This window comes from Paraburkholderia sp. BL10I2N1 (assembly GCF_004361815.1).
Taxonomy (GTDB): Bacteria; Pseudomonadota; Gammaproteobacteria; order Burkholderiales; family Burkholderiaceae; genus Paraburkholderia.
Window position 1 is genome coordinate 4451002 of the sequence record NZ_SNWA01000001.1, and the last position, 22971, is coordinate 4473972.

At 60.2% G+C, this 22971-nt stretch carries 21 protein-coding genes; 5 read left to right on the forward strand and 16 right to left on the reverse strand.

Annotated features, from left to right (window positions below; all coding sequences use genetic code 11):
* Positions 1 to 170 precede the first annotated feature (170 nt).
* Entirely contained in the window at positions 171 to 437 is a 267-nt protein-coding gene (locus tag B0G77_RS20705) for a hypothetical protein (protein WP_133663797.1), read from the reverse strand.
* Positions 438 to 468: 31 nt separating this feature from the next.
* Between B0G77_RS20705 and B0G77_RS20710 the strand changes: the two genes are divergently transcribed.
* Positions 469 to 969 carry a DUF1643 domain-containing protein gene (locus B0G77_RS20710; RefSeq protein WP_133663798.1) on the forward strand — a complete coding sequence of 167 codons (501 nt, stop codon included), beginning with the start codon at positions 469 to 471 and terminating at the stop codon, positions 967 to 969.
* A gap of 348 nt (positions 970 to 1317) precedes the next feature.
* On the opposite strand, the gene B0G77_RS43325 is transcribed toward B0G77_RS20710, so the two are convergent.
* Both B0G77_RS43325 and B0G77_RS20720 read right to left on the reverse strand, forming a co-directional pair.
* Complete coding sequence (locus B0G77_RS43325; protein WP_166656203.1) at positions 1318 to 1479, reverse strand: hypothetical protein; 162 nt, start codon at positions 1477 to 1479, stop codon at positions 1318 to 1320.
* A gap of 385 nt (positions 1480 to 1864) precedes the next feature.
* The gene (locus B0G77_RS20720) at positions 1865 to 2479 is read right to left on the reverse strand and encodes a TetR/AcrR family transcriptional regulator (protein WP_133663799.1); all 615 of its coding nucleotides are present in this window, start codon (positions 2477 to 2479) and stop codon (positions 1865 to 1867) included.
* 83 nt (positions 2480 to 2562) lie between these two features.
* Between B0G77_RS20720 and B0G77_RS20725 the strand changes: the two genes are divergently transcribed.
* Positions 2563 to 3690 (forward strand): MBL fold metallo-hydrolase, encoded by a 1128-nt coding sequence (locus B0G77_RS20725; RefSeq protein WP_133663800.1) that lies wholly within the window; start codon positions 2563 to 2565, stop codon positions 3688 to 3690.
* 118 nt (positions 3691 to 3808) lie between these two features.
* Here the strand turns inward: B0G77_RS20725 and B0G77_RS20730 are convergent, their stop codons facing one another.
* On the reverse strand, positions 3809 to 4225 hold the full coding sequence (locus tag B0G77_RS20730; protein WP_133663801.1) for a cupredoxin domain-containing protein: 417 nt from the start codon (positions 4223 to 4225) through the stop codon (positions 3809 to 3811).
* 457 nt (positions 4226 to 4682) lie between these two features.
* Between B0G77_RS20730 and B0G77_RS20735 the strand changes: the two genes are divergently transcribed.
* On the forward strand, positions 4683 to 5873 hold the full coding sequence (locus B0G77_RS20735) for a TIGR03118 family protein (RefSeq protein ID WP_133663802.1): 1191 nt from the start codon (positions 4683 to 4685) through the stop codon (positions 5871 to 5873).
* Positions 5874 to 6247: 374 nt separating this feature from the next.
* Positions 6248 to 6385, forward strand: a complete 138-nt coding sequence (locus B0G77_RS43330; protein ID WP_166656204.1) for a hypothetical protein — start codon at positions 6248 to 6250, stop codon at positions 6383 to 6385.
* A gap of 845 nt (positions 6386 to 7230) precedes the next feature.
* On the opposite strand, the gene B0G77_RS20750 is transcribed toward B0G77_RS43330, so the two are convergent.
* From B0G77_RS20750 to B0G77_RS20800, 11 genes are all read right to left on the reverse strand, one after another.
* Positions 7231 to 7476: a hypothetical protein gene (locus tag B0G77_RS20750; RefSeq protein ID WP_133663804.1), complete on the reverse strand. Its 246-nt coding sequence runs from the start codon at positions 7474 to 7476 to the stop codon at positions 7231 to 7233.
* 428 nt (positions 7477 to 7904) lie between these two features.
* Positions 7905 to 8441, reverse strand: coding sequence for a hypothetical protein (locus B0G77_RS20755; RefSeq protein ID WP_133663805.1), 537 nt, complete (start codon positions 8439 to 8441; stop codon positions 7905 to 7907).
* A gap of 6 nt (positions 8442 to 8447) precedes the next feature.
* Positions 8448 to 10847: a glycoside hydrolase family 104 protein gene (locus tag B0G77_RS20760; protein ID WP_133663806.1), complete on the reverse strand. Its 2400-nt coding sequence runs from the start codon at positions 10845 to 10847 to the stop codon at positions 8448 to 8450.
* Between the two features lie 568 nt (positions 10848 to 11415).
* The gene (locus tag B0G77_RS20765) at positions 11416 to 11907 is read right to left on the reverse strand and encodes a hypothetical protein (RefSeq protein WP_243751068.1); all 492 of its coding nucleotides are present in this window, start codon (positions 11905 to 11907) and stop codon (positions 11416 to 11418) included.
* A gap of 1021 nt (positions 11908 to 12928) precedes the next feature.
* Complete coding sequence (locus tag B0G77_RS20770; RefSeq protein ID WP_133663807.1) at positions 12929 to 14164, reverse strand: M20/M25/M40 family metallo-hydrolase; 1236 nt, start codon at positions 14162 to 14164, stop codon at positions 12929 to 12931.
* Positions 14164 to 15705, reverse strand: a complete 1542-nt coding sequence (locus tag B0G77_RS20775; protein WP_133660508.1) for an amidohydrolase family protein — start codon at positions 15703 to 15705, stop codon at positions 14164 to 14166. Before B0G77_RS20775 ends, B0G77_RS20770 begins: the two co-directional genes overlap by 1 nt.
* Before the next feature lie 29 nt (positions 15706 to 15734).
* Entirely contained in the window at positions 15735 to 16616 is an 882-nt protein-coding gene (locus B0G77_RS20780; RefSeq protein ID WP_133660509.1) for a carbon-nitrogen hydrolase family protein, read from the reverse strand.
* Complete coding sequence (locus tag B0G77_RS20785) at positions 16613 to 17425, reverse strand: ABC transporter ATP-binding protein (protein WP_208116377.1); 813 nt, start codon at positions 17423 to 17425, stop codon at positions 16613 to 16615. The genes B0G77_RS20780 and B0G77_RS20785 overlap by 4 nt, the downstream gene beginning before the upstream one ends.
* A gap of 1 nt (position 17426) precedes the next feature.
* The gene (locus tag B0G77_RS20790) at positions 17427 to 18326 is read right to left on the reverse strand and encodes an ABC transporter permease (RefSeq protein ID WP_133660510.1); all 900 of its coding nucleotides are present in this window, start codon (positions 18324 to 18326) and stop codon (positions 17427 to 17429) included.
* Entirely contained in the window at positions 18323 to 19384 is a 1062-nt protein-coding gene (locus B0G77_RS20795; protein WP_208116378.1) for an ABC transporter substrate-binding protein, read from the reverse strand. The genes B0G77_RS20790 and B0G77_RS20795 overlap by 4 nt, the downstream gene beginning before the upstream one ends.
* Positions 19385 to 19394: 10 nt before the next feature.
* Positions 19395 to 20312 carry an ABC transporter substrate-binding protein gene (locus tag B0G77_RS20800; RefSeq protein ID WP_133660511.1) on the reverse strand — a complete coding sequence of 306 codons (918 nt, stop codon included), beginning with the start codon at positions 20310 to 20312 and terminating at the stop codon, positions 19395 to 19397.
* Positions 20313 to 20787: 475 nt separating this feature from the next.
* On the opposite strand from B0G77_RS20800, the gene B0G77_RS20805 reads away from it, so the two are divergent.
* Entirely contained in the window at positions 20788 to 21519 is a 732-nt protein-coding gene (locus B0G77_RS20805) for a GntR family transcriptional regulator (RefSeq protein WP_133663808.1), read from the forward strand.
* A 12-nt stretch (positions 21520 to 21531) separates the two neighbouring features.
* On the opposite strand, the gene argE is transcribed toward B0G77_RS20805, so the two are convergent.
* A complete protein-coding gene (gene argE, locus B0G77_RS20810) occupies positions 21532 to 22728 on the reverse strand; it encodes an acetylornithine deacetylase (protein ID WP_133660513.1) in 1197 nt (398 codons plus the stop codon).
* Positions 22729 to 22971: the final 243 nt, after the last annotated feature.

The window sequence follows — 22971 nt, forward strand, 5'->3', positions numbered from 1 at the left end:
GATTTCCTGTTCCGCATACCTTGCCGGACTGAGCATTCGACCTGTGTGCGGCCAATCATCGAATGGTCCGAAGACAACCGGTTCGTGCCCCTATCCGAGGCTTTGGCAGATTCCTGATACGCGCAAAGCAGCACTTCTTGCCGCGATATGCGCCGAAGTTGAATGATCGATCAAGGACCGAATGCGCCGGCGGCCAGGTCCTGCTCGAATTCGACCGTCCAGGCAGTGCCCTGGCCGGCATCGTAGATCTTGACTGTGTTGTTGACCAACCGGGTTACTGTAACTTGCCGGTGGATGGCCCCGACAGTTCCGCGAGGAGGATACTGATCTTCGTCGATGATAGTGAATTCGCCAATGTCGAATCCCTCTGCTGCCGCAGCCGCCGTCAGATCATCTTGTTCGTCCTGCGCAAACTCATGAAACAGGTGCGTTGCCATGACCGTCTCCCATGATGAGAGGAATCCTAGCATGTGCGCCATCATCAGCGAATGCGGCTGCTACCGCTATTTCCTGACCCGCCCCGCCGACTCGATGACGCCCATGAAATCGACCGTGCTTTTCGTGATGCTCAACCCGGGCACGGCGGATGCGAAACTCGACGATGCGACCATTCGGCGCTGCCGCGGCTTCGCGAGCCGGTGGGATTGCAACGGCATTGCGGTGGCGAATCTTTACGCCCTTCGCTCAAGCGACCCGGCCCGCCTGTGGTTGCATCCCGATCCAGTCGGCCCGGACAACGACATGTACCTTCGGCGGCTTGCGCGCGAGTATGGCGACGTGGTGTGCGCCTGGGGATCGAACGCGCGACCGGACCGCGTGACGACTGTCGCGAAGATCCTGGCTGGCGCCGGCGCGCGCCTGTGGTGTCTCGGCACGACTAAGGACGGATCGCCTCGCCACCCGCTCTACATGCGCGGCGATCAACCGCTGATTGAATGGACCCCGAAAGAATCCCCGATCCCAGTTTGAGGGGGCGTGCCATGCTCAGACTGATCGAATCACCACACTATCGGCTTGCGTTGCATATCCGGCTGGATATTGCGCTCCCGCCTGTGCATACAGCGCTGATTATGTGCCCGCATACGGGTACGGCAGCGTTGACATTTGGGGTGGCGGGGGCCGCGACTGCCATGGGGGTTATCACCGTGACTGCGGCTACGGCCCCAGGTATGGCCATGGAGGCGGCTACCGGGAAGGTGGCAGGGGAGATAGGGGACACGCTGGCCACGGGCATTAGCCGGCCACGTTCGCGGCCGGCCGCAGCTGGATCAAAACAAGCCCCGCGCTGGCGGGGCTTTGCATAGCTGGGACGTCGCGTCAGTGCTTATGATGATGCATCCAGCCCATATGATGCGTATCAAGCCACTGAGCCATTCCCTCACCCTTCTGCTCGCGCAGATATCGGCGCGCCAACGCGAATGCGAGGACGGCCAACAGGATCGCCAGGCCCACTACAAAGCTAAGCATTGACTCAGTCATGGCAGCCTCCTTGCTCGACAGCGACCATGGTTACATTGTAGGTGATGCGCTTTCTGACAGCCTCCCGATCTCCCCCTAATTTCCGGAACCTCACGCTTCAATGCTTGTGGTGCATCAAGTCCACGTAATGGGTATCAAGCCAGCGCGCTGATCGTCCTCGGGCGTCATGCCTGCTGTAATGGGCTACGACCCATAGCGCGCCCCCCACCACGACCATTGCGATCGGTCCCATCAAATACGCCAGCGTAGACTCAGCCATAGCAGCCTCCACGGCAAGGTTCGCCATTCGTACATTCTAGGCGACAAGCCGCCATCTCCTTGCGCAAAAAAACCGCTGAACTCGCGACCAGCGAGAACCATAGGCGTTACGCTCTTCGCAAACAAGTCATTCATAGCGTGCAAGAAACATATCGGCTGCGGACTCCGCTACTTGCCTTTGGTCATCCGCGCTGAGGGGTGGCTGACCCATCGTCACCTGCGGCCAGAACGCGAACGCTTTTACAAGGCCCAGCAACTGCTGCGAGGCGAATATCGGGTCCGACGTCTTGAGGCGGCCATCGGCGGCGGCTGCACGAATCCACACCGTCAAGTCTTCTTCACGCTCACCCATGCGGGCCACCATGTCGCGCGCGCGCTCCGGCGAATGAATGCCTGCCGCGATCGCAACGCGCGCGAGGGACAGGAACGCCTCGTCGTTTAACAGGCTCAGCTTTTTCAACAGAAGCCGGAGCAACTGTGCGCGCAACGGACGTCGGGCGGAATAAGCAGGCGCTTCCTCCGTGTGACTCGAATCCCACAACTGCCGCAGGATTGCTGCGAACAGCGCTTCCTTGCCTGGAAAATGATTGTAGACCGTACGCTTCGAGACGCCCGCGCGCGCTGCGATGCGGTCCATGCTGGTCGCATCGAAGCCACCCGCGAGAAATTCTTCAATAGCCGCCCCGATCACGGCCGCACGCTTGCGGTCGGTCAGGCGTAAGGGGTTATCACTGGTAATCATCGCCGAATCTTACACCCGGTAGTTTACTTTTCCCGAAAACAAACTACACTCAACAGTCTACTTTCCGCATCGAGACGCCTTACATGACATCGTTCACCGGTTTTATTCGCCGTGCCTTGGGCCTGACAGCAGCGCGACGCGGGCGTGAATTGTTCGACACGTCGGCTCAGCATGATGGCGAGCGCTTTCGTAACGTCAAACCGCGTCCCGTCGAAGGAATCGGCAAGACCTTGAGCATCGCGTGGAACCTGTTGTTCAACAAACCGGACGGCACGGCGCCGGCGAGCACCCTGCCCGTCGATTCGCTGTCGCGTGAACAACTCCACGCCGCGCCTGACCGGAGCCTGTATCGCCTGGGGCATTCGACCATGCTGCTCAAGTTGCGCGGGCAGTTCTGGCTGACCGACCCGGTCTTCGCTGAACGTGCATCGCCGTTCCGGCGGTTCGGTCCAAAACGCTTTCATGCACCGCCCATTGCGGTAGAAGACTTGCCGCCGCTTCGTGGCGTAATTCTGTCGCACGACCACTACGACCACCTCGACCGCGAGACAGTGCTGGCACTCGCTGCTACGACGGGCGTGTTTCTGACGCCGCTGGGTGTCGGCGACCGCCTGATCGAATGGGGTATCGATGCATCGAAGGTACGCGAGTTCGACTGGTGGCAGGATGCAGAGATCGACGGTCTGTCGTTCACGGCGACACCTGCCCAGCATTTCTCCGGCCGCAGTCTGTTCGACGGCAACAGCACCTTGTGGGCCTCGTGGGTCATCGTCGATGACGGTCTGCGCGTGTTCTTCAGCGGCGACACGGGCTACTTCGACGGATTCAGGACCATCGGCGAGCGGCTTGGTCCATTCGACGTGACGCTGCTCGAAACGGGCGCATATGACGCTCTATGGCCGTACGTACACATGCAGCCCGACGAAACCATACAGGCACATGTCGATCTGCGCGGCCGCTGGCTGGTGCCGGTTCACAACGGCACGTTCGATCTGGCGATGCATCGCTGGCAAGAACCGTACGAGCGCGCGATCGGGCTCGCCGCCGCGCGCGGCATTCCGATCGCGATGCCGCGCATGGGGGAGCGGCTGAATCTCACCGCGCCGCACCGCGGTGAGAAATGGTGGCGCGAGGTTGAGGAGAATGTGCAAGAGCCAATGACACTGCGGCGCTGGTTCTCCTGCCGCCATACTCCCCAGGCCAATTCGTAAGGCCTACTATTGATACTCATGGGCAGAGAGACCCAGAGCGCGTTGCCGCACATCGGTTTCTCGCCCAATGCGTTCATCGCCGAAGCGGCGCTGCAAAGGCGGACAGGCGTGCCTCGCCTCAGCGCGCAACGACGAACGATGTGTGCATGCCCATCTCATAGTGCCCCGGCCGGTTGCAAATCAGCACATAGCGTCCTGGCGCAAGCTTCAATGACAGCCGCCTGGTCGAACCCTGCGCCAGGTCCTCCACCTCGCCCATTTTCTTGAACCGGCTTTCCGCAACCTGGCCTTTGTGGACGGGCAGATGCGCGTCGTCCATGTCTGTCCTCAGCACCACGAACTCATGTTCGGCATTGCCGTTCGCTGCGTTGTTGACCTCGAACGTAATGCGCCCGGCATTCGCTGTGCCGGGATCGAGTTGAATCGTGTTGTCCGTGAGCTTGACATGGATCGTCTCGTCCGCATGACCGCTCAGCGGCGCAACGCCGAGCACAACCGCCGCCAGCACGAACGCAGTAAGGTTTCTGTCGATCATGATGTTTCTCCTCGAAACGGCCACGTTGCCGCAAGACGCGTCGACCCACAGTGCCGGATTCGCCGGCACCGAAGGCTCGTGGATCAACTGTTCTCTCGATGACCATCGCGCGTCAGCAAGCACGTTCGCCAATATGCATGGATAGGAACCCTTATCATTGTCGCTACCGCTGAATACCACCTTTCGCGGCGCACACAGCTTCGCCTTCACGCAACGGCGCAAGCAGTTTGCACGCGCGTGAATTCATCGCGGATGAAGGACCGGTGCTCGCCAGTGCAGGCGAACCTCGCTGGTAGAACGTGAGTGGGCTTCGAAATATTCCGTCCGATGTCGCGCCATACGCCCATTAGGCAAGCGAAATTTTTCGAAGTGCAGCGGGAATAGTTGAGGGACAGCAGTCGTTTAGCCTGCTCGTGCGCCAACTCGCGGAGCACCAGTCAGACTAAGGAGGATAGTCATGTCGCAGGTCTCTTGGGGTCTCAAAGCGGTGGCCGTGATCGTCCTCGCCGCCGGTTTCACAATCGGGCATGCGGCGGACGATGATGCTTACGTTGTCACGCCATTGGTGTCCAACCTGGCAGGCGCTGCCCCGAAGGTCGACGGGGTACTACAGAACGCCTGGGGTATTGCCTTTAGTCCAGCAGGAAGTCCTTTCTGGGTCAACGAAAATGCCACAGGCTGCTCCACGCTGTATGACGGCGAGGGGGCAAAGGTGGCGCTGCAGGTCTCCATCCCGCTGCCTGGCAATGTCATACCGGCCGGTACCTGTCATCCCGTCTTTGCCAACAACCCACCGAATCCCACGCCTGCGGCGCCGACCGGAATCGTATGGAATCCCTCACCGGCGTTTCTCGTGCCAGGTACCAGGATCCCTGCCATATTCATCTTTGCGACCGAGGACGGCACGATTTCCGCCTGGGCCGGCGGGTTGAATCCGGCGAACAACGCCGTGATCGCGGTCGATAACTCGTCGTCTCCGTCCGCCGCCAGCGGGGCCGTCTACAAGGGGCTCGTCTTCGGCGTAAACGAGAAAGGGGGACTCCTGTTTGCCACGAACTTTCGCTCGGGTCGCATCGATGTATTCGGGCCAGGCAGCGGTACGAACGGCTTGTACACGCCCGCTACGACGGACGGCGGCTTCACTGACCCTGACATCCCAGCCGGCTACGCGCCGTTTGGTATCGCGAACATCGATGGCGACCTTTTCGTCACCTATGCCCAGCAGAACGGTCAGAAGCACGACGATGTTGCAGGCAAGGGTCATGGATTCGTCGATGTATTCGATACCGACGGCCGCCTGCTGCGCCGCTTCGCCAGCCGAGGGGCGCTCGACTCGCCGTGGGGAATCGCGCGCGCATCGTTTGCATTCGGCCGCTTCAGCGGCAAGATCCTGATTGGCAACTTCGGCGACGGCCGAATCAATGTCTTCAACAATGACGGCACGTTCGTCGATCAGCTGGAGAATCCGTACGGCAATCCACTGGCTATCGACGGGCTGTGGACTCTGACACTCGGTGGCGGCCGCAACTCGAGCCCGGACACGCTGTACTTCTCGGCAGGTCCTAACAAAGAGACCAATGGACTATTCGGTACCATCGCTCCAGTGAGTGTCTCCAAGGCGCGAGCGTCTGCTCAGCAAGGGCAATAGCCGGCAGTCGTGCGTGGGTTCCTGGCGGTGATCCTCGTCACCGCCAGGAAGTGGCGAGCGTGCTGCGCGATGCGGCTGCGGGCGCCCTCACGAACATCGCGGACAAGATGAGCGTAGACCTCTCCCACATTGATCATCGCACCCACCGGAGACCGCGGCGAGGAGGCCGACGACATGATCATCGTTCGCCGCGTCAACTCCATCGACAGCAAAATCGTCTCAGTGCCGGTTGCCAGTCCACACGGCCGCATGCCGACGCCACTGGATCGAGAGGTCTGCATGCGCCCAGGCTATGGCACGACATATGCGTTGGGGAATTCCGGCGTCCGGACGCGTTTCAGGCTCCCCATCCTTTACACGCCAGGGAGAGCATCTTGACTACACTAATATTCATGAATCTCGCCACTTCCAGTGAGATGGATCGCAAATCAGTGACCGACATTCTTGGAGGCCGCGTGAGCCGCGTCCATGAGGTCGAGCCCGTCGATCAGGAGCTTAAGGAGGCGACATGAACGCAGTGTGCCCGCTGCACGGGCCGACGAAAATCATCGGCACGAATGCGTACGGGTTTCCAGTCTATGCGTGCTGCTGCGACGACGTGACCTACGTGACGCCCCCGGATGCGTGTACGAGGGCACCGACGCAACGCGGACGTGACCCGAAGCCCCAACAACCGAAGACGAGGAAGGAGTGATACTGAGGCTGACCCGGAATCAGGGATTGTGCAAGCGAAAACGGCTATGCTCGCGACCTTGGCGCGCGTGCGCTCGCGCATACGGTCGCAAACAAGCTTGAAGCGGCTTATCACCGCACCGATTTAATGGAACAGCGCCGCCCGATGACGGAAGCATGGGCGGCGCGTGTGTGCGGCACGGCGGATTGATTGCGAGGGTCTGTACAGTATTCGCCAAAGAGACCACCATCAATCAATGAGCGCTTTCCGTTTGACACCAAGCTAAATTTCACTGGAAGTCTCAGTGCGGCTGTTGGCCGTGCCATGTTTGAAATACCTGAATCAGCCTTTTGACGCGCTGTAGCGTTCGATCAGAGATGTGTCCCGCAAAATGGGTTTCGTCGGTAGCGCTCACGGTCCCCGCATCGGTATCCAATCGAACGCTATCACCCTCTGTACTCAGATATGTAACGTCGTAGCAGTAGGAAGTGCCAGGCTCACCCGGTCGCTTATCCACCAACACGAGGGTGCTCGTACGCAGTTTCTCCACGTTCGCTGGAGCGCAAACAGGCATAGTGCCAAACTTGTCGGGTACCGACGTCGCGAGGTTCTGTCGCAGGAAGCTGATTTTTACGTAACGACCATAGTTCGGGCCTACCACGTGGCTCCCGTTGATCACATAGTTCACGTTGTCTTCCTGATCAGTCCCAGAACCCATGCATTGCAATAAAAGGGGCTGGAATTCATTCTCCATGCCACAGATGCGGGCCGCTCGCCGCAGAGCGCTTTTGCTTCCGGCAATGAGCGGTCGAAAATGGCGGAGCGCTCGCCGTCGCTGTCGCAACTTCCAAACAGCGACGGCGTCGCCGCGAATGCACTGGTTGATGCAGCCAAAGCAAATACCGCAATAAGCCTAGATTTGACAGACATATGCGCGTGCATCCTGAGAAATGAGATTGAAATTTGCGTTCGTTCGTTGGTTCGTCTCCCCGTAGGCGGTGTACGAGTACGGCGATTGCTGAAGAATTCCAATTCGCCTGCTCACACAATCTGCCACATATACATGCTTTGCCGCCTTCGCTCGCTCTTCAACTGCAATACGGACGAGAGCAGATTGACTTGTCGGATGGTCGCTCGCCACTCTGGATTTAATTGCCTCAGTGTCTGGCGTAATCGACTGTTGTTGAACCGCGACATCGAACAGCGCGCAATATGAGACGAGTTCAACTTTCTTCATCAAATCCGGCGACAAGGACCGGAGAAACTCAATTATGGCCATTACATGCTGATGTCGTCGCGCACCGCAGTCACAACCTGAATGTCCTTAAACGCCTAATCGGGCCCTCACAATTCTGGCTTCAGTGAGATTCCGTGCAAAAATTGAGAGTTTTGGTTATTGGCCTGACCTCCTTTCCATCATCATCCAGAGAAAAAAACCTTTCTCTGCATTGCTCTTTAGTCGCATCGCCCTGTTCAATATGATATTGCGCGACCAACATCTTGCTATCAGGCCGACTAACGAGACTGGTCATGTAAGTTCGTCCATCAGAGGTTTTTAGGGGGTGCCCCTGATCGTTTGAAAACATGTCGAGCGCGCTTGAATCAGAACCACTTACCAAATCCGATAGCGTGTAATATCTACAATCAGCGCCGCAGCTATGGACCCCGATATAATATTTCCCCGCGAAATTTACCCCAGGGGGTTGCACCAATTTCCCCATGTCGTCACGCCACTCACCATCTGTTTTCTTATAATACGCCGGCACCTTTAATTGGCCATGGTAGACATTGACGGAGTACTCTACAAATTTTGGCAAAACATTGCCATTCGTCGCATGAACAACGGCACACCCGCCAGCAATAAAAATTGCCAAAGCTCGAAATATGAATTTCATCACGCCTCACTTAATCAAATCATCAAGCCCACCAATAGGGACAGCCAAATCACTCTTCCCGGACAACTCATCACTTAGGTACTCGAAAAATTTTGCATTTACCGTACTCATGCCAACGCCACCTTGCCCATAATCATTTCCCGGCAAGCTCGCCCACTCAAGATTGCAGCCGTCCTCAATGACAGCTTTTTGTATTTTCCCACTTTTAATATCTTCCAGAGCGTGGCGTTTATACTTCAACAAGATAACGCAATATCTATCTTGAGAAACAGGAGTAAAATCCGCAATCCCGTACTGTTTCCGATATATCACATATGCAGGATCGCCCCAGTTATAGCCCATTATCTGATATGCACCAGCGGCGCTAGATCGTAAAGTCTTACCTTTGCTATTTGTCCGAGTTATTAGAATTCGAGGATGATCGCTAAAATCGCGTCCGTAGTCTTTGATAAACGACTGCCCACCAAATAAACGCTCGTAACCGGCCGGGGTTTCTGTACCCTCCCCAACTCGAATCATCCTGAGAAAGGCACGCACCCTTGCCTCCTCGATGGTCAGTCCGGCACCGGTCTGGAAAAAATTCCCCACCAGCCCGATCGGATGGATATGGAACACATCGGGACTGGACGGGAAGGGCTGGCTGACCTTGCCCTGTACCTCATCCCACCAGGCAAGCTTGCTGATGCGTTCAATTTCGGCGGCGTGATACGGCGACGGCTCGCTACGCGTCACCAGTTGGGCGAACAGTTCCCGATAGCTTTCCTCACTGGCCCATTCGCTGCGATGCCGTGGAATCAGGCGCGACGCGCGAAAACGCAGCCACCTGTTCGCCCCGTGCGACAGCAGTTCGTCGGCGGCTTCCTTTTCGTTACGCGCGGGTGACATGGCACGGTAGACACCCGTCGCCAGCGGCTTGAGTTTGCCCACGTCGGACAGATCGGGCTTGCCTGCGTCCAGGACATAGTCGAGCCAGGCATCCGCCGAGCCAAACAGCGTCGGATTGTTCGCATCGGAATCCGTGAACATCTCGAAATCGCTCCAGTGGCCTGGGGATTCGCGCGTCACCCGGCCAGCAGGGGTCTGCCGGTTGCGCACCCAGCCCGTGATATCCGCGTAGCGGCTGTCCGCGCTGGTGATTTTCCACCAGGGTTCGCCCTTGCCGTGGTTGAAGGGATCGTCATCGACGGAGCCCTTGCAGTCAGCGGGCAGCGCGTCCAGCACGGCCTGGCTGTAGACCTGCACAATAGCCGTGCGGGGCGCATTGGCCCCCTCCTGCCTGACCGATGGACCGGTATGCAGTTTCACGCTCCGGTCGATACGCAGGATAGGCCGCTCACTGTGATAGTCCGCTTCTGCTGCCGCCCGGCTGGCTTCGATGTAGGCTGGCAGCGTGCCATCGCAGAACACCTCGATATGCACTATCCGGTTTGGCTGCGCGGGGTCCGCCGTGTGCCAGTATGGCCCCAGGTACCCAATCAGGTCGCCCGCACCGACCTTTACCGGATGGGGTGGAATCACCACGCGGTCAAACGCTGAATCGGGCATGACCTCGCGCACCACGGGGTCGCCGGGCTCGCTGCCCATGAAAATCCAGCCGCCAACGGCCTCATACGGCCCGACAAACCGGCCGTCCTGCGGGGGGTATGGAGACGGACCCTCGACGGCGCTGACCTGCCCCCAGTCACCGTCGCGGCGCCCGATCGTGGCCCGCGCACCGTGCGGCAGGGTGCACCGAATGGTCCCGTGCTGCCTCGATGTGCGCACCCTCAACCCTGCATGATCCGGCGCGCTTGGTCGTCCGGTGCTGGCGGGGTGGGGGCGGTCCTGGGCGTAGGACGTTACCTCGACCTGCGTACTCCAGTAGCCGGGGCGCGGCTGGGACGGCTCGCACTCGTAATCCGCGAAGCCCTGAAGGTGCATGTAGAGGCTGAAGAAAGACAGCCGGTTTCCGGCGGGATATTCGAGCGTATGGCGCACCAGTGCAAAGCTGGTGCTGTACGGCACGTTCAGTTCCGGCTGTCCGCCGCTTGCCGGAATCCTGCTCGTGGGGCTGATACGATCAAGCCGGTAGGCAATGACCTCGCCATCGGCCAGGCAGCGCACGCCGTATTTCAGGTCCAGCATCGGACCAGCGCCTTCCGCTGACACATGAATGCCGCCATGCCACAGGCCGGACGGACTCGCGGCAAAGTTTCCGCCCGGCTCGTTCATCAGCCAGGCATGAAACAGGTGTTCATCGATGATGGTCTTGCCCTTCGCGTCGCGGAACGGAAAAGGCGAACGCCAACGGTCTGGTACTGCTTCCGGTTGTGTCCTGCAGCGGTTTTTCTGTGTTTTGCATCGTCTGGTATTGCTCGTCGTTCTTCCAGAATTCCGCTTTCGTGTTAAACGGGTGCGGATTGCCACTCGCCAACCTAGCGCACAGAGGGAAGAGGGATCAATCAGACCTGCCCCAGATTTTGGTCAAGGATGGTCAATGTCTGCGCTGACGCCCGCGCACTGGCTTTTATGCCGATCTCCGTTCACCTGTATGCACGTGTGTTGCCAACATTGAATGCATACACCATATGTTGCGATGGCTGGCGGTCGTGTGTGAACCCCTTCGCGACGTTCGCAGAAATGTCCGCAATGTTCACGGGCCAAACTCAACGCCGTTGCGAGACGATTGAACGAACGTCCCAGAAAGACCCTAAACTACGAGACACCCGCTGAACGATTCCATCAATTCGTTGCATCGACCGGTTGAATCTGCAAATGACAAGCGGCCGCTCGTACGGGACGAGACGCCTTGCATCGAAGTGCTCTTCATGGCCCGGGCACAGCCGGATGTGGACGGCGCCGCCCGACACAATGCGGTCAATGCGTTTGACCACTTTCCGGCGACCGCTTGCCAACACCAAACACAATAGCGGCCCGTTCATCTCTGCTTGCACACGTCAGCATCGCAAGGTGCGTCATAACATTGTCGTGTTTGCTAAAGCTGACCATTCGAGGCGGGCATTGAGTCTGACGCGGTGTAGTAGCGCAGCCAGAAGGTCTCGCGACATGCGTTGTTGAAACTTTGTGCTGCCGGTTTGATAGTTGTGCCAGGTGGACTCTTGACCACCTTGTAGTCTATCCAGCATTCGGGACAGATCAGATCAGACGTCACGCGATCCCATTCGATGGAACGTCGGATGACCGCGCCGTTGTCGAAGACATACACAGCGTCTTCTTTGCTGACCTCGATCTCCTGATCGTGCCAGTTTTCGTGAGAAACGTCGCGGTGAACAATTGCTACTGGACTGGGCAGCCCATGAATCGAGTTGACGTAGGAAACAAGCTTATCCATGCTCTGCGTGCGGAAGCCGTCTGGGGAGGCGTCATTATACAAGTCGCCTGGATAGCACTCTCGCCCAACCTCCTCCAGCCAGCGCGTCGACACATTCCAGGGCGGCCGTTGACGCTCAGGCAATCGGTACTTCATCGTCCGGATACCTGTCGCGCGCGCCAGCGTGCCGTCCCGACTTCGCGTACTGGCACTTGTACCCGGTCAAGTTCCCCATTGCTGCACCCCACAGAGGGCTTCGGGGCGGCCCACAACAGCCCCCATTCCAGCCCACAATCTGCATTGGATGCCAGCGGACAGGGGCTGACACGGCTGACAGCTTATTCAGGCTGAGACCCGTGTGGGATAAGGCTTTGCGGGGTGTTTGGCTTGGTGCGGCCGCGATGCCAAAAAAGGGCTGGCGGAGAGACGGGAATCTTGGGATCGTCGGCAAGCCCGTGCCGGGTTTGACTTCCAGTTTTCGAATGCGAGGCTACCCCTACCCACACCCCCACTGCAAGAATCGCCGCACTTGCCGCATGGTGAAATCCGCCGCGTATCCCGCCGACTCCGGCGTTCGATACGACAGCATATTGTCAGCCGGCCGAATGCTAAGCCCTCGGCCTTCGCCGGTTCGCGGCCCGCCTTGACGGTCGCCTGAACCATCGAACGAGTGTTGCCGTTTCGGCAACCTTGATGTACGGGGACCACCAAGGTCTTTCTCGCGGATGTCGCTCTTGATAACGCCCACTCAATTAACAACCACCTGCCGCAAACCCAACGCTGGGCCTCACTCGGGTCCAATTGCGCCTGCCGATACCGTCAGCGATACCGACGGGTCACGGTCTTTTTCAACGCGATCAACCCTGAACCACCGTTCGAGCTTCTCTGACCAACGACGACTTTTAAGGTACAACCGCCACTTGCCTAACTGAGTCGGCCGGCTGGTGGTCGGCCATTGCCGACATTGGGCCGGACTGAGTTCTGCGTCAGCAATGTGGCGGATTGCTGACGGTGGCGACATCGAGCAACCCGACGGCAGCTTCCTGCATCAGCGAACTCACACTCCCGACCCACTCCCGTCGTCCGCCTCCCATCGGCGGATGTCGGCTGTTCACCCGCAAACCGGACACTCGCTGGCGTTGCCGGATAGCCGTTCGTCACCGGAAACGCCGCAGTCCTACTGCGGCTTCAGTAAGCCGCTGAGCGCCAGAGCGACGGTCTTCGTAGCCCGCCTCAGATCTTCTATCGCCACTCGCTCGTCCGCCCGGTGTCCGTTTGCCTCAAGGAGTGTGCGAGGTCCGGCCCCGTAGATCACGGTCGGCACACCGGCTTCGCAGTACAGGCGGGCATCGGTATAGAGCGGCACACCTTCCGCCGTAATCTCCGTCTGGATCGTGACGCGAGCCGCCGCCTGCAATGCGGCGACGAGCTGCTCCGCGCCGGGCAACTGCCTCATCGGTGAGGCGATCAGCACCTCGCGGAATTCGACGCTGATGCCGGGCAGCCCGGCGACAGCGTGCCGCACGACTTCCTCCACGCGCGTTCGCGCGGCAGCCGCGTCTTCCTCCGGCGTCACGCGCCGATCGAGCCGCAGGGTCACCAGATCGGGCACGACGTTGGTATTGATGCCGCCTTCGATCAGCCCCACTACGAGTGTCGGATGTTCGATTCCGGTGGTCGCGGAGCGAATCGTGGCCAGTTCCGCGCGATGCGCATAGAGCGCCTGCAACACCGCCGTGGCCGCCTCAAGCGCGTCGTGTCCGGTGTCGGGGCGAGCGGCGTGCGCGGACTTGCCGCGCACGGCGACTTCGAGATGCACGCAACCGTTGTGAGCGGTCGTGATTGCATACGAGAAGCCGGCGCAGATCGCGAAGTCGGGCTTTACGATGCCGTTCGCAAGCAGCCAGCCGGGACCCAGCAAGCCGCCGCTTTCCTCGTCGTAGGTCAAATGCAGTTCGACCGTGCCTTGCAGCGGGGCAGCCGTCTCGATCAACGCGCGCAATGCGAAAGCGTACGTGGCGAAGTCGGACTTCGAGACTGCCGCACCGCGTCCGATCATATAGCCGTCCCGGATCTCGGCGCCGTAAGGATCGCTCGACCAGCCCTCGCCGGGCGGCACGACATCGCCGTGTGCGTTCAGTGCAATCGTCGGGCCGTCGCCGAAGCGATGCCGAACGACCAGGTTGGTCACACTGATCATGCCAGCCTGAACGACAGCGTCTGCCGGCACGACGTGTCGCTCGACTTCAAGGCCGAGCGCTTCTAGCGCGCGGGCGGCCAGATCGGCGTGACCCGCACAATCGCCGGGCGGGTTGTCAGAGGGCTCGCGAACGAGGGCGGCCAGAAATTCGACTTCAGCGTCGAAGCGATCGTCGACCGCTTCCAAAAGGGCTTGCGTGGTCATTCGGTCCATCAGTTCCGTGATGAAGGGGCGTAAAACGGCTGACGCGGCGGTGTTTCAGCAAAATAGTCGGTGTAAAAGGCCTTTACATGAGGGAACACGGCCGTGCCCAGTTCCCGCTCCGCCTGCTTCACCTCGTTGCGCGGCTTCGCGAGAGTCTGTTCGATCTCGTTGAGGATCGCATCGCGATCCACGCGCGTGAACCGGCCATCCCGGTACACCACTTCGCCGGCAATCATCACGGCATCGACAGCATTGGTCTTGGCGCGCTGCATGAGCGCATCGAGCATCGGAATGTTATCGTCCTGATACGGATACGTGGCGGTCTTCCAGTTCATCAGCACCAGATCGGCCAGGCGTCCGGTTTCCAGGCGCCCAATTTGTGCGCCGAACGGGGTGGTTCGAGCGCCATCCTCAGTGGCCATTTTCAGTATTTGTGGGCAGGTCGGCACGTCGTCGTCCATTCCCGGCGTGCGGTGTACCCGCAGTGCGAGGCGCATCTCCTGCAACATGTCGCGGTCTTCGTTGATACCCGCTTCGTCGAGCCCCATGCCGACCGTCACACCGTATCTGGCGAACGCATTCAAGGGTGCCACGCCACTGCGCAAACGGAGATTCGAACTGCAGTTATGGCAGATGCAGGTGCCGGTATGCGCGACCATTTCGATGTCTGCTTCCGTCAGCCACACGCCATGGCCGAGGGTTAGCGACGGACCGAGCAGACCGAGATCGTTCAGATGCGCGACCGCCGTCTTGCCGGTCCGGCGGCGCGCGTATTCCTTCTGATAGGCGGTTTCGAGCAAATGCATATGCATCGGTACGCCGGCTTTGTCGGCGCGTTCCTTGATGGTAAGCAGTGTCTCATCGCTACACCAGTGCAGGTTGGCAGGTGCAAGCTGAATCCGGGTCAGCGATTGGCCTTCGTTGTCCTGCGTGAGCATGTCGAACAACTGCAGATGATCGGCCAGCGGGACCTGCTGCGCTTTCAGATGCGCAGCGAGCTTAGGTCCGATGTCGGCCGGCAGGCGTTTGACGAAGTCTTCGTCGGCTTCGTAGACGAGCAGATTCTGCTCGCGCACGGCGAAGCTGTACGACGCGCGCATACCGATGTCCCGATACGCCTTCAGGACGCCTGAAGCGGCTTCATGTATCGACGACAGCGGACCAGGCCGCCAACCGTGGATGTGCTGCACGGTGGTAATGCCGGACGCAATCATTTCGAAGGCGGAGTACAGGGTATCGAGGTAAAGATCGATCTCGCGCGTACCCATCCGGCTCGCAAACCACAGTTCCAGCGCGTAGTCCGGAGAGCCGTGTTGCAGCGGCGTCAGGCCGACGTGATGGTGACTGTTGACGAAGCCAGGCAGCAACACCGTATCGGGCGAGCCGAGGCGCGGCGCGTTCGGATACTTTGCGATCAGCTGCTGCGCATCGCCGATCTCGACTATTACGCCGTCGCGTTGATACAGCGCGCCGTCGCGGATGACCTCTGCGGTGTGCCGGTCGGCGACGCCCTTGACGATCCAGCCAGCGACAATCAATGTTTCTGACATGGTTGCTTTTACCTGAATAGAGGAGAGTTTCAGAACGATGGTGTGTCGTATAGATCGACACGCCGATGGTCGAAGTAAGACAGCTTTTCGCGGGTCGCCGCGATCTCTGCATGCGCGAGCGTCGCGCTGACGATGCCAGGTCCTTCGTTGCCGGGCCGGCGGGCGAGTACAGCGCCGTCGGCGGCAATCACACACGACTCGCCATAGTTGTCGATGCGCACGCCATCGAGGAATTCGTCACCGGTCTTGTTCGCGCAAACGACCGCCAGCCCATTTTCCCGCGCGTGCGTGCGCAACTCCCCGACGAAGAAATCCATATCGTCGCCACCGCTGCCCGCGACGGGCACGATGACGAGATCGGCGCCGGCCGCACGCAACGCGCGCCAGCATTCTGGAAAGCGGCGGTCGTAGCAGACCAGAACGCCGATGCGCCATGCGCCTACCTGCACGACGTGCAGTGCGTCGCCAGGCGTGAAGTGCGCGGCTTCATCGTAGCCGGGCGGCGGGTCGTCGCCGACAGGCAGGTGAAGCTTGCGCGCAACCGGACCGGCGCGCAGCGGATTGCCGTCGGCGTCGAAGCCGAGCACGGCGTTGTGATACCGACCACTCGCCCGATCGATTTCGTAGAACGGTACGAACAGGGCGATGCCACGCTCCCTGGCCAGCGCGGCGCAGCGTGCGGCGAGGGGACCGTCGGCGGGCTGCGCCCAGTCACGATATTGCCCGCCCGGCGCGCTCGCGAAGTACGGCACCATTGAGAACTCGGGCAAGACGATCAACTGGGCGCCGTCATCAGCGGCGGCGCGCACGGCGGCAAATGCCACGGCCTCGTTGCCGGCAAGGTCGGTTGTGCAGGGAGGCAATTGCAGTGCCGCGGCCCGAAGTGTGCTCAGGGTTACCAGTCGATTCATCGGACCCGCTCCTGCTCGGCGAAGGCGCGATCGACTTCATCGCGCATCAGGTCGGTCAGGTGGACGCTGAGATCGTGGAACGCCCGGCTGCGCGTGTCCCGCGGACGAGGAAGATCGACCGGAATGATGGTCTTGATGCGCCCCGGGCGTGCCGTAAACACGACAATGCGGTCGGCGAGCGCAATCGCTTCGTCGATGTGGTGAGTGACGAAGACCATCGACACATTGCTTCGTTGCCAGACCTGGATCAGGAAGTCCTGCATCTTCGCACGCGTTTGCACGTCCAGCGCGGCGAACGGCTCGTCGAGCAGCAGTATCTCGGGCTTCAGCGCGAGTGCACGCCCCACGGCAACACGCTGGCGCATGCCGCCCGAGAGCTGGTCGGGCCGTTTGTCGATGGCTTCGGACAAGCCGACACGCTCGAGAATTTCCTCTGCGACACGCCGCCGGTTTTCCTTGGGCATGTGCTGCATTTTCAGGCCGAAGGTGATGTTTTCGCCCACGCTCAGCCACGGAAAGAGCGAGGCGTCCTGGAAGACGAGTCCACGGTCCGTGCCCGGTCCGCTCACCTCGGCACCGCCGCACACGATGCGGCCGCTGGATATCTGTTCCAGTCCTGAGATTAGATAGAGCAGAGTACTTTTGCCGCACCCGCTTGGGCCGAGGAACACGACGAATTCGCGGCGAGCGATATTCAGGTCGATGTCACGCAAGGCAACGAACGGTGCGCCGTCTGTCTGCCATGTCTTGCCGACGCCCTTGCAGGTGACGAGCGGCGGTTGCATGGAAGCTGATTCATTCTGGCTCATATCATTTCCCCAAACCGTTACCTGGCACCCAGAACAGCACCTTGCGCTGGACGATTCGCAGCGCAACGTCGAAGGCGAAGCCGGTGACGCCGATCAGCGTCATCGTGAAGAACGACAGGCTCGAGTTGAAGGTATTGCGCGCGAGCATGACGACCTGACCGAGCCCGCTGCCGACGCCGGTCGCTTCCGCCACCAGCACTACCATCCACGCGCCGAACAGGTTCATGCGCAGCACCATGAAGAGCGACGGCAAGATGGCCGGCAGAATCACATGACGGAACGTCTGCGCGCGCGTCGCGCCCATCACGGCGGCGACGTTAAGGTGGGTACGGCTGACGTTGTCGATCTGGCTGATCGTCGAGACGGTCATGACAAAAAAAAGCGAGATGAACACCATGAATACAGCGGGCGCATTCCCGATTCCGAACAGGAAGATCGCGACCGGGAGCCACGCGATCGGTGAAATGGGAGCCAGCAGCGTGATCGTCGGTAAGGTGAGGTTGCCGAGCAGGCGGAAGTAGCGGATCGCGACGCCCATCGCCACGCTGCAGACGAAGCCCAGCACCAGGCCGCTTAACACCCGCAACGTTGTTGCGACGATTGTCATGGCGAGCGACTTCAGCGCTGTCGCGTTGGACGTCTCGCCGATCACGTCAGTCGGGATGAAGTACTGAGCCTGCGACGCGAAGTTGCGCAGGAAGATGTGCGGCGGCGGCAACAGAAGCGGATCTGCCCAACCTGCGGCCCACGCCAGTTCCCATGCGGCAATGAAGCACGCCAGCGAGGCGACTCCCCAGCCAAGCGGCACGAGTCGCCGGACGAGGTTGGAGCGTGGCCGGCCACTTGCTGCCGGGCGCACCACGCGCCGGTGCGCGAAGAGGGTCGTCGGATCGGCTTTCATGCGGATTTCAGCTTGAGCTGGCCATAGAGATCGCCGTTTTCCTTGATCACCTCATTGAGCGGCCCCCAGTCGAACATGTCAGGGCCAGGAAGTCGCTTGATGTAGCGCAGGTCCTTCAGATTCTGCGCCCGCTGCAGGATGAAATTCTGGTTGCTGCGCTGATCGATCATCGCCGGCTGCTTCGCGGCTGCGTCGAGCGTGGCGTCGTAGCTCGTTTTGAAGTACTTGCCGACGGTGTCCTTGACGGCCGAGGCGCGGTCCAGTTCTTCCTGATGCTGCGCGACCATCATCGCCTTGATCAGCGCCTTCACCGCATCGCGGTTTTCGTGCAGGAGCTTGCTGCGCACCGCGAGAACGCAGTCGGAGTAGTTCGCGCCGTATACATCCACACCGTTCGAAAGCTGCACGGAGCCCGGCCTCGCCTTCAACGCCTGCGTCGCGTAGGGCTCGATGTGGCACATTGCATCGACGTTCCCGGCGATGAACGCCTGCGCCAGCTCCGGCGACGTGCCGAAGTAGCGCACCTTGACGTCGGCGAAACTCATGCCGGCCTTCTTCAGGTAATCGTACGGGAGCATTTCGAGCGTATCGGCCTGGAATGTGCCGATGGTCTTGCCGCGCAGTTGGGCCGCTGACGTGATGCCCGCCTGCGCGACGATCACGCAGCCCTGCACGCCCGAGCCTGCGACGATCTTGATCGGTGCGCCGGCATCGTAGAGCGTCATGAAGTTGGTGTACGGAACCACGGAGACGTCCACCACGCCCGCGCCGAAGAGCGCCGCGATGTCCGCATTGGACGGGGTGGTGACGAAGTCGAGCGTGACGCCCTGCGCGAGATTGCGTTCCTTGACGAGAAAGAACGGACAATTGCAGAGACCCGTGCCGTGCGTCGCCTTGAGGGTCAGCGGGCCGGCCGCCATGGCCTGTGGTAGATAGGCACCGCCCAACGCCGCGGCGCCGGCCAGACACGCACCGCGCATCAGGAATTCGCGCCGCGTACTGCCGAGTTCGGTCAATGGGTAACCATTCGGGTCTTGCTGAACAAATTTCCTGAACATCGCGTGGTCCTTAGAGAGGTTGAACGGCAGATGGGCATGTGAAAGTTTCCGCAGGCGACTGCGCAAGCGTTTGTTCCAGCAGATCGAAGCTGAAAATCTGTCCAATCGAGCCGGAAACCTGCATTCGTCCGAGCGCTTCCAGCGACCGGGCACGTGCGAGAATGCACTCGCGAAGCGGGCGAATATCGATGATCGGCGGCTGCGCGGCGACGCCGGCCAGCAGTTCGTCAAGCGCGAATTCGGGGTAGCGGTACGCGCTGGCGCGCAGGGCTTCGCGGGGATTGTTCGTAATCGCTTCCTGCGCATCGAGCATTGCGCGTAAGGCCGCGCGGATGATCTCAGGATGTGCGTCGAGAAAACTCTTGCGGGCGACGAGCAACGTGTCGGGATAGTCGCCGCCCCAAGCGTGCAAGCCGTCGCACAGCACCTCGAAGCCGCGCAGCCGAAGGCGGGAAATCCACGGTTCGATCAACGTCAGCGCCGCGAGGCGGCCGTCGGTCAGATCGGCGACCGCCTCGGCGAGCGATGGGTACAGCACGCGTTCGACCTGCATGAGATCCATTCCGTGTACCCGCAGTGCATCGTGCAGCAGGACTTCCATTGGATCGTCGGCGAAGGTTCCTACACGCTGGCCGCGCAGATCGCTCATCGACAGGCCCGGCTGCCCCACGAGCGCCATGCCGAGCTTGCCGCTGCCACCGACAATGCGCAGCGGGTCGGGCCGGGCATGATCGACCAGCGGCTGTGTAAAGCCGGTGGTGCCGAGATCAGCCTCTCCGCTTCTCAGCAATGCGGCGGTGGAGCTGAAATGTGTCAGCGGCGGTGCTTCGACCTGCAGGCCATGACGCTCGAACAGGCCGGTATCGACCGCAACGAACAACGCGAGATTGGAAAGCGCACTGCCGTGCGCCAGGAGCAGTTTTTGCATGACAGGATCTGGGAGTCAGGGAATCGCTCGGGCAGACGGCTTGCCGCACGCGAGGGCTTGACGATGTTTAGCGAAGACCGTGCCAGCGAGCGGGGCTTCGTATGCGCTCAAACGCATCGCTTTGTTTACAGGATGTTGAGGATATTGTTTTAAATAAATCTTAAAACTTGTACACAATTGTGTCTCATCCTGTCTTCGAAAAACGCACCACAATGTGGCCGAAAGGCTGATTTTGCACCGCCATGTTGCGCTCGGCACAGTGACTGGGCATCATGCGTTCAAGCATTTCTAGCTTGATCTAACAAGGAATGACGGACACAGTCGTACAATTTTCTTTTGCAACAAAAATACAATCTGGCATATAACTTGTGTGCAATATCGGCGATAATTTGCACTGCGGCGAGGCAGTGCAATTGGTGTAGTCAACCGCGCACGTCGCCCTTGTCGTGATTCAACTCATTACCAGGACCCTTTCATGCCGACTGATAAGAAGAGGGCGAAGACGGCCGAAAACGAAGTGGCTGGCTCCTTCGACGGCGCGCATCGCCACGTGATTTACGAGCGCTTGATGAATGCGATCTCGGAGCATCGGCTGCAGCCCGGCACGAAGCTCGCCGAAGACCGGCTCGCCACTATTTTTGGCGTCAGCCGCACCACTGTGCGGACAGTGTTGCAGCAACTGGCGCACGAACTTGTCGTCACGATCGTGCCGAATCGCGGCGCGTTTGTTGCGAGCCCGACGGTGGAGGAGGCGCGCGAGTTGTTCGAGGCGCGGCGTCAGATCGAATTGCCGATCATCGAAAAGGTGTGCCGTTGCGCGACGAAGAAAGACCTGGCGCGTTTGCGCGCGCATGTGGCACAGGAAGATGAGGCCCGTAAGCGTGATGACCGGCGCACCTCGGTACGACTTTCAGGCGAATTCCACGTGATGCTCGCGCAGGTGTCGGGCAATCGCTTCGTCGAGCGTACGATGCGCGGCCTGCAGATGCTCACCTGCCTGACCATCCTGCTCTACAACGCGCCGACGGCGAAGGCGTGTCCACATGACGAACATACGCGCCTGATCGATGCGCTGGAAGCGGGCAACTTGAAGCTGGCGCAAAAAGTGATGATCGAGCATCTCGAACATATCGAAGCCACGCTCCGGTTGCATGAGCCCGAGGAAGAGCACGACGATCTGGAGGCGATCCTGTTCGATGGCCAATGACGTCGGCGTGCTTCAGGGCGCGGTGAGCGTTTCGAGTACCTGCCGCAGGAAGTGGTCGCATTCCGCGAGTTGCCACAACTCGACGGATTCGTCCGCCTTGTGGGCATCGTCGATGCTGCCAGGACCGCAGATGACAGTCGGAATTCCAGCCTGCGAGAACAGGCCGGCCTCGGTACCGTAGGTCACCTTGCGTGTCTCGAAGTCGTTGCACAGGCTCCGCACGAGTCGCGTGACGGCGGCTTGTTCCGCGCTGTCGAGCGCCGGGGTCGTGCCGACCTTTTCAAACGAGATCGACGCCATGTCGGCCACCGCGCGCATCTCCGGTTCGAGTTGCTCGCGGGCATAGCGGGCGATCTGTTCGAAAAAGCGTTCTGGATCTTCTGAAGGCAGGTTGCGATACTCAAAGAAGAACTCGCACTGCTCGGGAATCGTGTTGATCGCGATGCCGCCTGAGATCATGCCGGTCTGCGCCGTCGAAAATGGCACGTCGAAGGCGCGATCGAACGGGCCGTTGCGGCGAAGTAGATCGGCGGCCTCGCGGATGCGGCAGATCAGCCGCGCCGCATATTCGATCGCGTTGACGCCGCTCGGCGTGCGGGACGAATGGCCGGCCAGACCCTTCACGCAGCATCGGTAAGCATTGTTGCCTTTGTGCGCGACGACGGGCCGCATGCTTGTCGGTTCACCGACGATGCACCCAGCCGGGCGAATGCCGCGTTTCGCAAGTTCCGCCAGCAGCAACGGCGCGCCGAGACAGCCGACTTCCTCGTCGAAAGAAAATGCGAGATGAATCGGCTCGCGCAGCCGGCGCTTCTGGATGTCGGGTAACAAGCCGAGCGTCACGGCGATAAACCCTTTCATGTCGCACGAGCCGCGGCCGTAGATTCGATCGCCGCGGATGACCGGATCGAAGGGATCACTTGACCAGTTCTGGCCGGTTACGGGAACGACATCGGTGTGTCCGGACAGCACGACGCCGCCATTCGTCTCGCCGTGCATCGCTGGCAACGTCGCGAACAGATTCGCCTTTTGCCGGGACCGGTCATAGACGAGAAGCGCTTCGACGTCGCGGGCTCGAAGGCGATCCCGGATTGCTTCGATCAGGCCGAGATTCGAGCGGCTGCTGGTCGTGTCGTATCGAATGAGCTCCTCAACTAGCGCAAGGTAAGGCGCGCGATTGCTTGCGCTAGCTGTCGGCTGATCAGGCATGGCCAGTGACCTCTTTGTCTCGGTGTTAGATCGATCAATTCTATGCCGACGAAATTCTTTGAGGTGTGAATGCATATCCCGAGCCGCGGGGTGCGTTGATAGAGCGTTTTCGGCAGCTCCGAATGCCCGAATTCGGCCGGGGGTTAGTTGAGTTGAGGCGGAGTTCCCGAAGCTGCAACCCCTTCTGACCGTGCGCAACGGCCGAACGGACTAAGCCACTCGCGCGGTAAGGTGCTCCGATTG

What these genes read in the sequence shown, in the direction of transcription:
- B0G77_RS20705 (WP_133663797.1), bottom strand. Translation starts at nt 437, where the DNA reads ATGGCAACGCACCTGTTTCATGAGTTTGCGCAGGACGAACAAGATGAT.
- B0G77_RS20710 (WP_133663798.1), top strand. Translation starts at nt 469, where the DNA reads ATGTGCGCCATCATCAGCGAATGCGGCTGCTACCGCTATTTCCTGACC.
- B0G77_RS43325 (WP_166656203.1), bottom strand. Translation starts at nt 1,479, where the DNA reads ATGACTGAGTCAATGCTTAGCTTTGTAGTGGGCCTGGCGATCCTGTTG.
- B0G77_RS20720 (WP_133663799.1), bottom strand. Translation starts at nt 2,479, where the DNA reads ATGATTACCAGTGATAACCCCTTACGCCTGACCGACCGCAAGCGTGCG.
- B0G77_RS20725 (WP_133663800.1), top strand. Translation starts at nt 2,563, where the DNA reads ATGACATCGTTCACCGGTTTTATTCGCCGTGCCTTGGGCCTGACAGCA.
- B0G77_RS20730 (WP_133663801.1), bottom strand. Translation starts at nt 4,225, where the DNA reads ATGATCGACAGAAACCTTACTGCGTTCGTGCTGGCGGCGGTTGTGCTC.
- B0G77_RS20735 (WP_133663802.1), top strand. Translation starts at nt 4,683, where the DNA reads ATGTCGCAGGTCTCTTGGGGTCTCAAAGCGGTGGCCGTGATCGTCCTC.
- B0G77_RS20750 (WP_133663804.1), bottom strand. Translation starts at nt 7,476, where the DNA reads ATGTCTGTCAAATCTAGGCTTATTGCGGTATTTGCTTTGGCTGCATCA.
- B0G77_RS20755 (WP_133663805.1), bottom strand. Translation starts at nt 8,441, where the DNA reads ATGAAATTCATATTTCGAGCTTTGGCAATTTTTATTGCTGGCGGGTGT.
- B0G77_RS20765 (WP_243751068.1), bottom strand. Translation starts at nt 11,907, where the DNA reads ATGAAGTACCGATTGCCTGAGCGTCAACGGCCGCCCTGGAATGTGTCG.
- B0G77_RS20770 (WP_133663807.1), bottom strand. Translation starts at nt 14,164, where the DNA reads ATGGACCGAATGACCACGCAAGCCCTTTTGGAAGCGGTCGACGATCGC.
- B0G77_RS20775 (WP_133660508.1), bottom strand. Translation starts at nt 15,705, where the DNA reads ATGTCAGAAACATTGATTGTCGCTGGCTGGATCGTCAAGGGCGTCGCC.
- B0G77_RS20780 (WP_133660509.1), bottom strand. Translation starts at nt 16,616, where the DNA reads ATGAATCGACTGGTAACCCTGAGCACACTTCGGGCCGCGGCACTGCAA.
- B0G77_RS20785 (WP_208116377.1), bottom strand. Translation starts at nt 17,425, where the DNA reads ATGAGCCAGAATGAATCAGCTTCCATGCAACCGCCGCTCGTCACCTGC.
- B0G77_RS20790 (WP_133660510.1), bottom strand. Translation starts at nt 18,326, where the DNA reads ATGAAAGCCGATCCGACGACCCTCTTCGCGCACCGGCGCGTGGTGCGC.
- B0G77_RS20795 (WP_208116378.1), bottom strand. Translation starts at nt 19,384, where the DNA reads ATGTTCAGGAAATTTGTTCAGCAAGACCCGAATGGTTACCCATTGACC.
- B0G77_RS20800 (WP_133660511.1), bottom strand. Translation starts at nt 20,312, where the DNA reads ATGCAAAAACTGCTCCTGGCGCACGGCAGTGCGCTTTCCAATCTCGCG.
- B0G77_RS20805 (WP_133663808.1), top strand. Translation starts at nt 20,788, where the DNA reads ATGCCGACTGATAAGAAGAGGGCGAAGACGGCCGAAAACGAAGTGGCT.
- argE (WP_133660513.1), bottom strand. Translation starts at nt 22,728, where the DNA reads ATGCCTGATCAGCCGACAGCTAGCGCAAGCAATCGCGCGCCTTACCTT.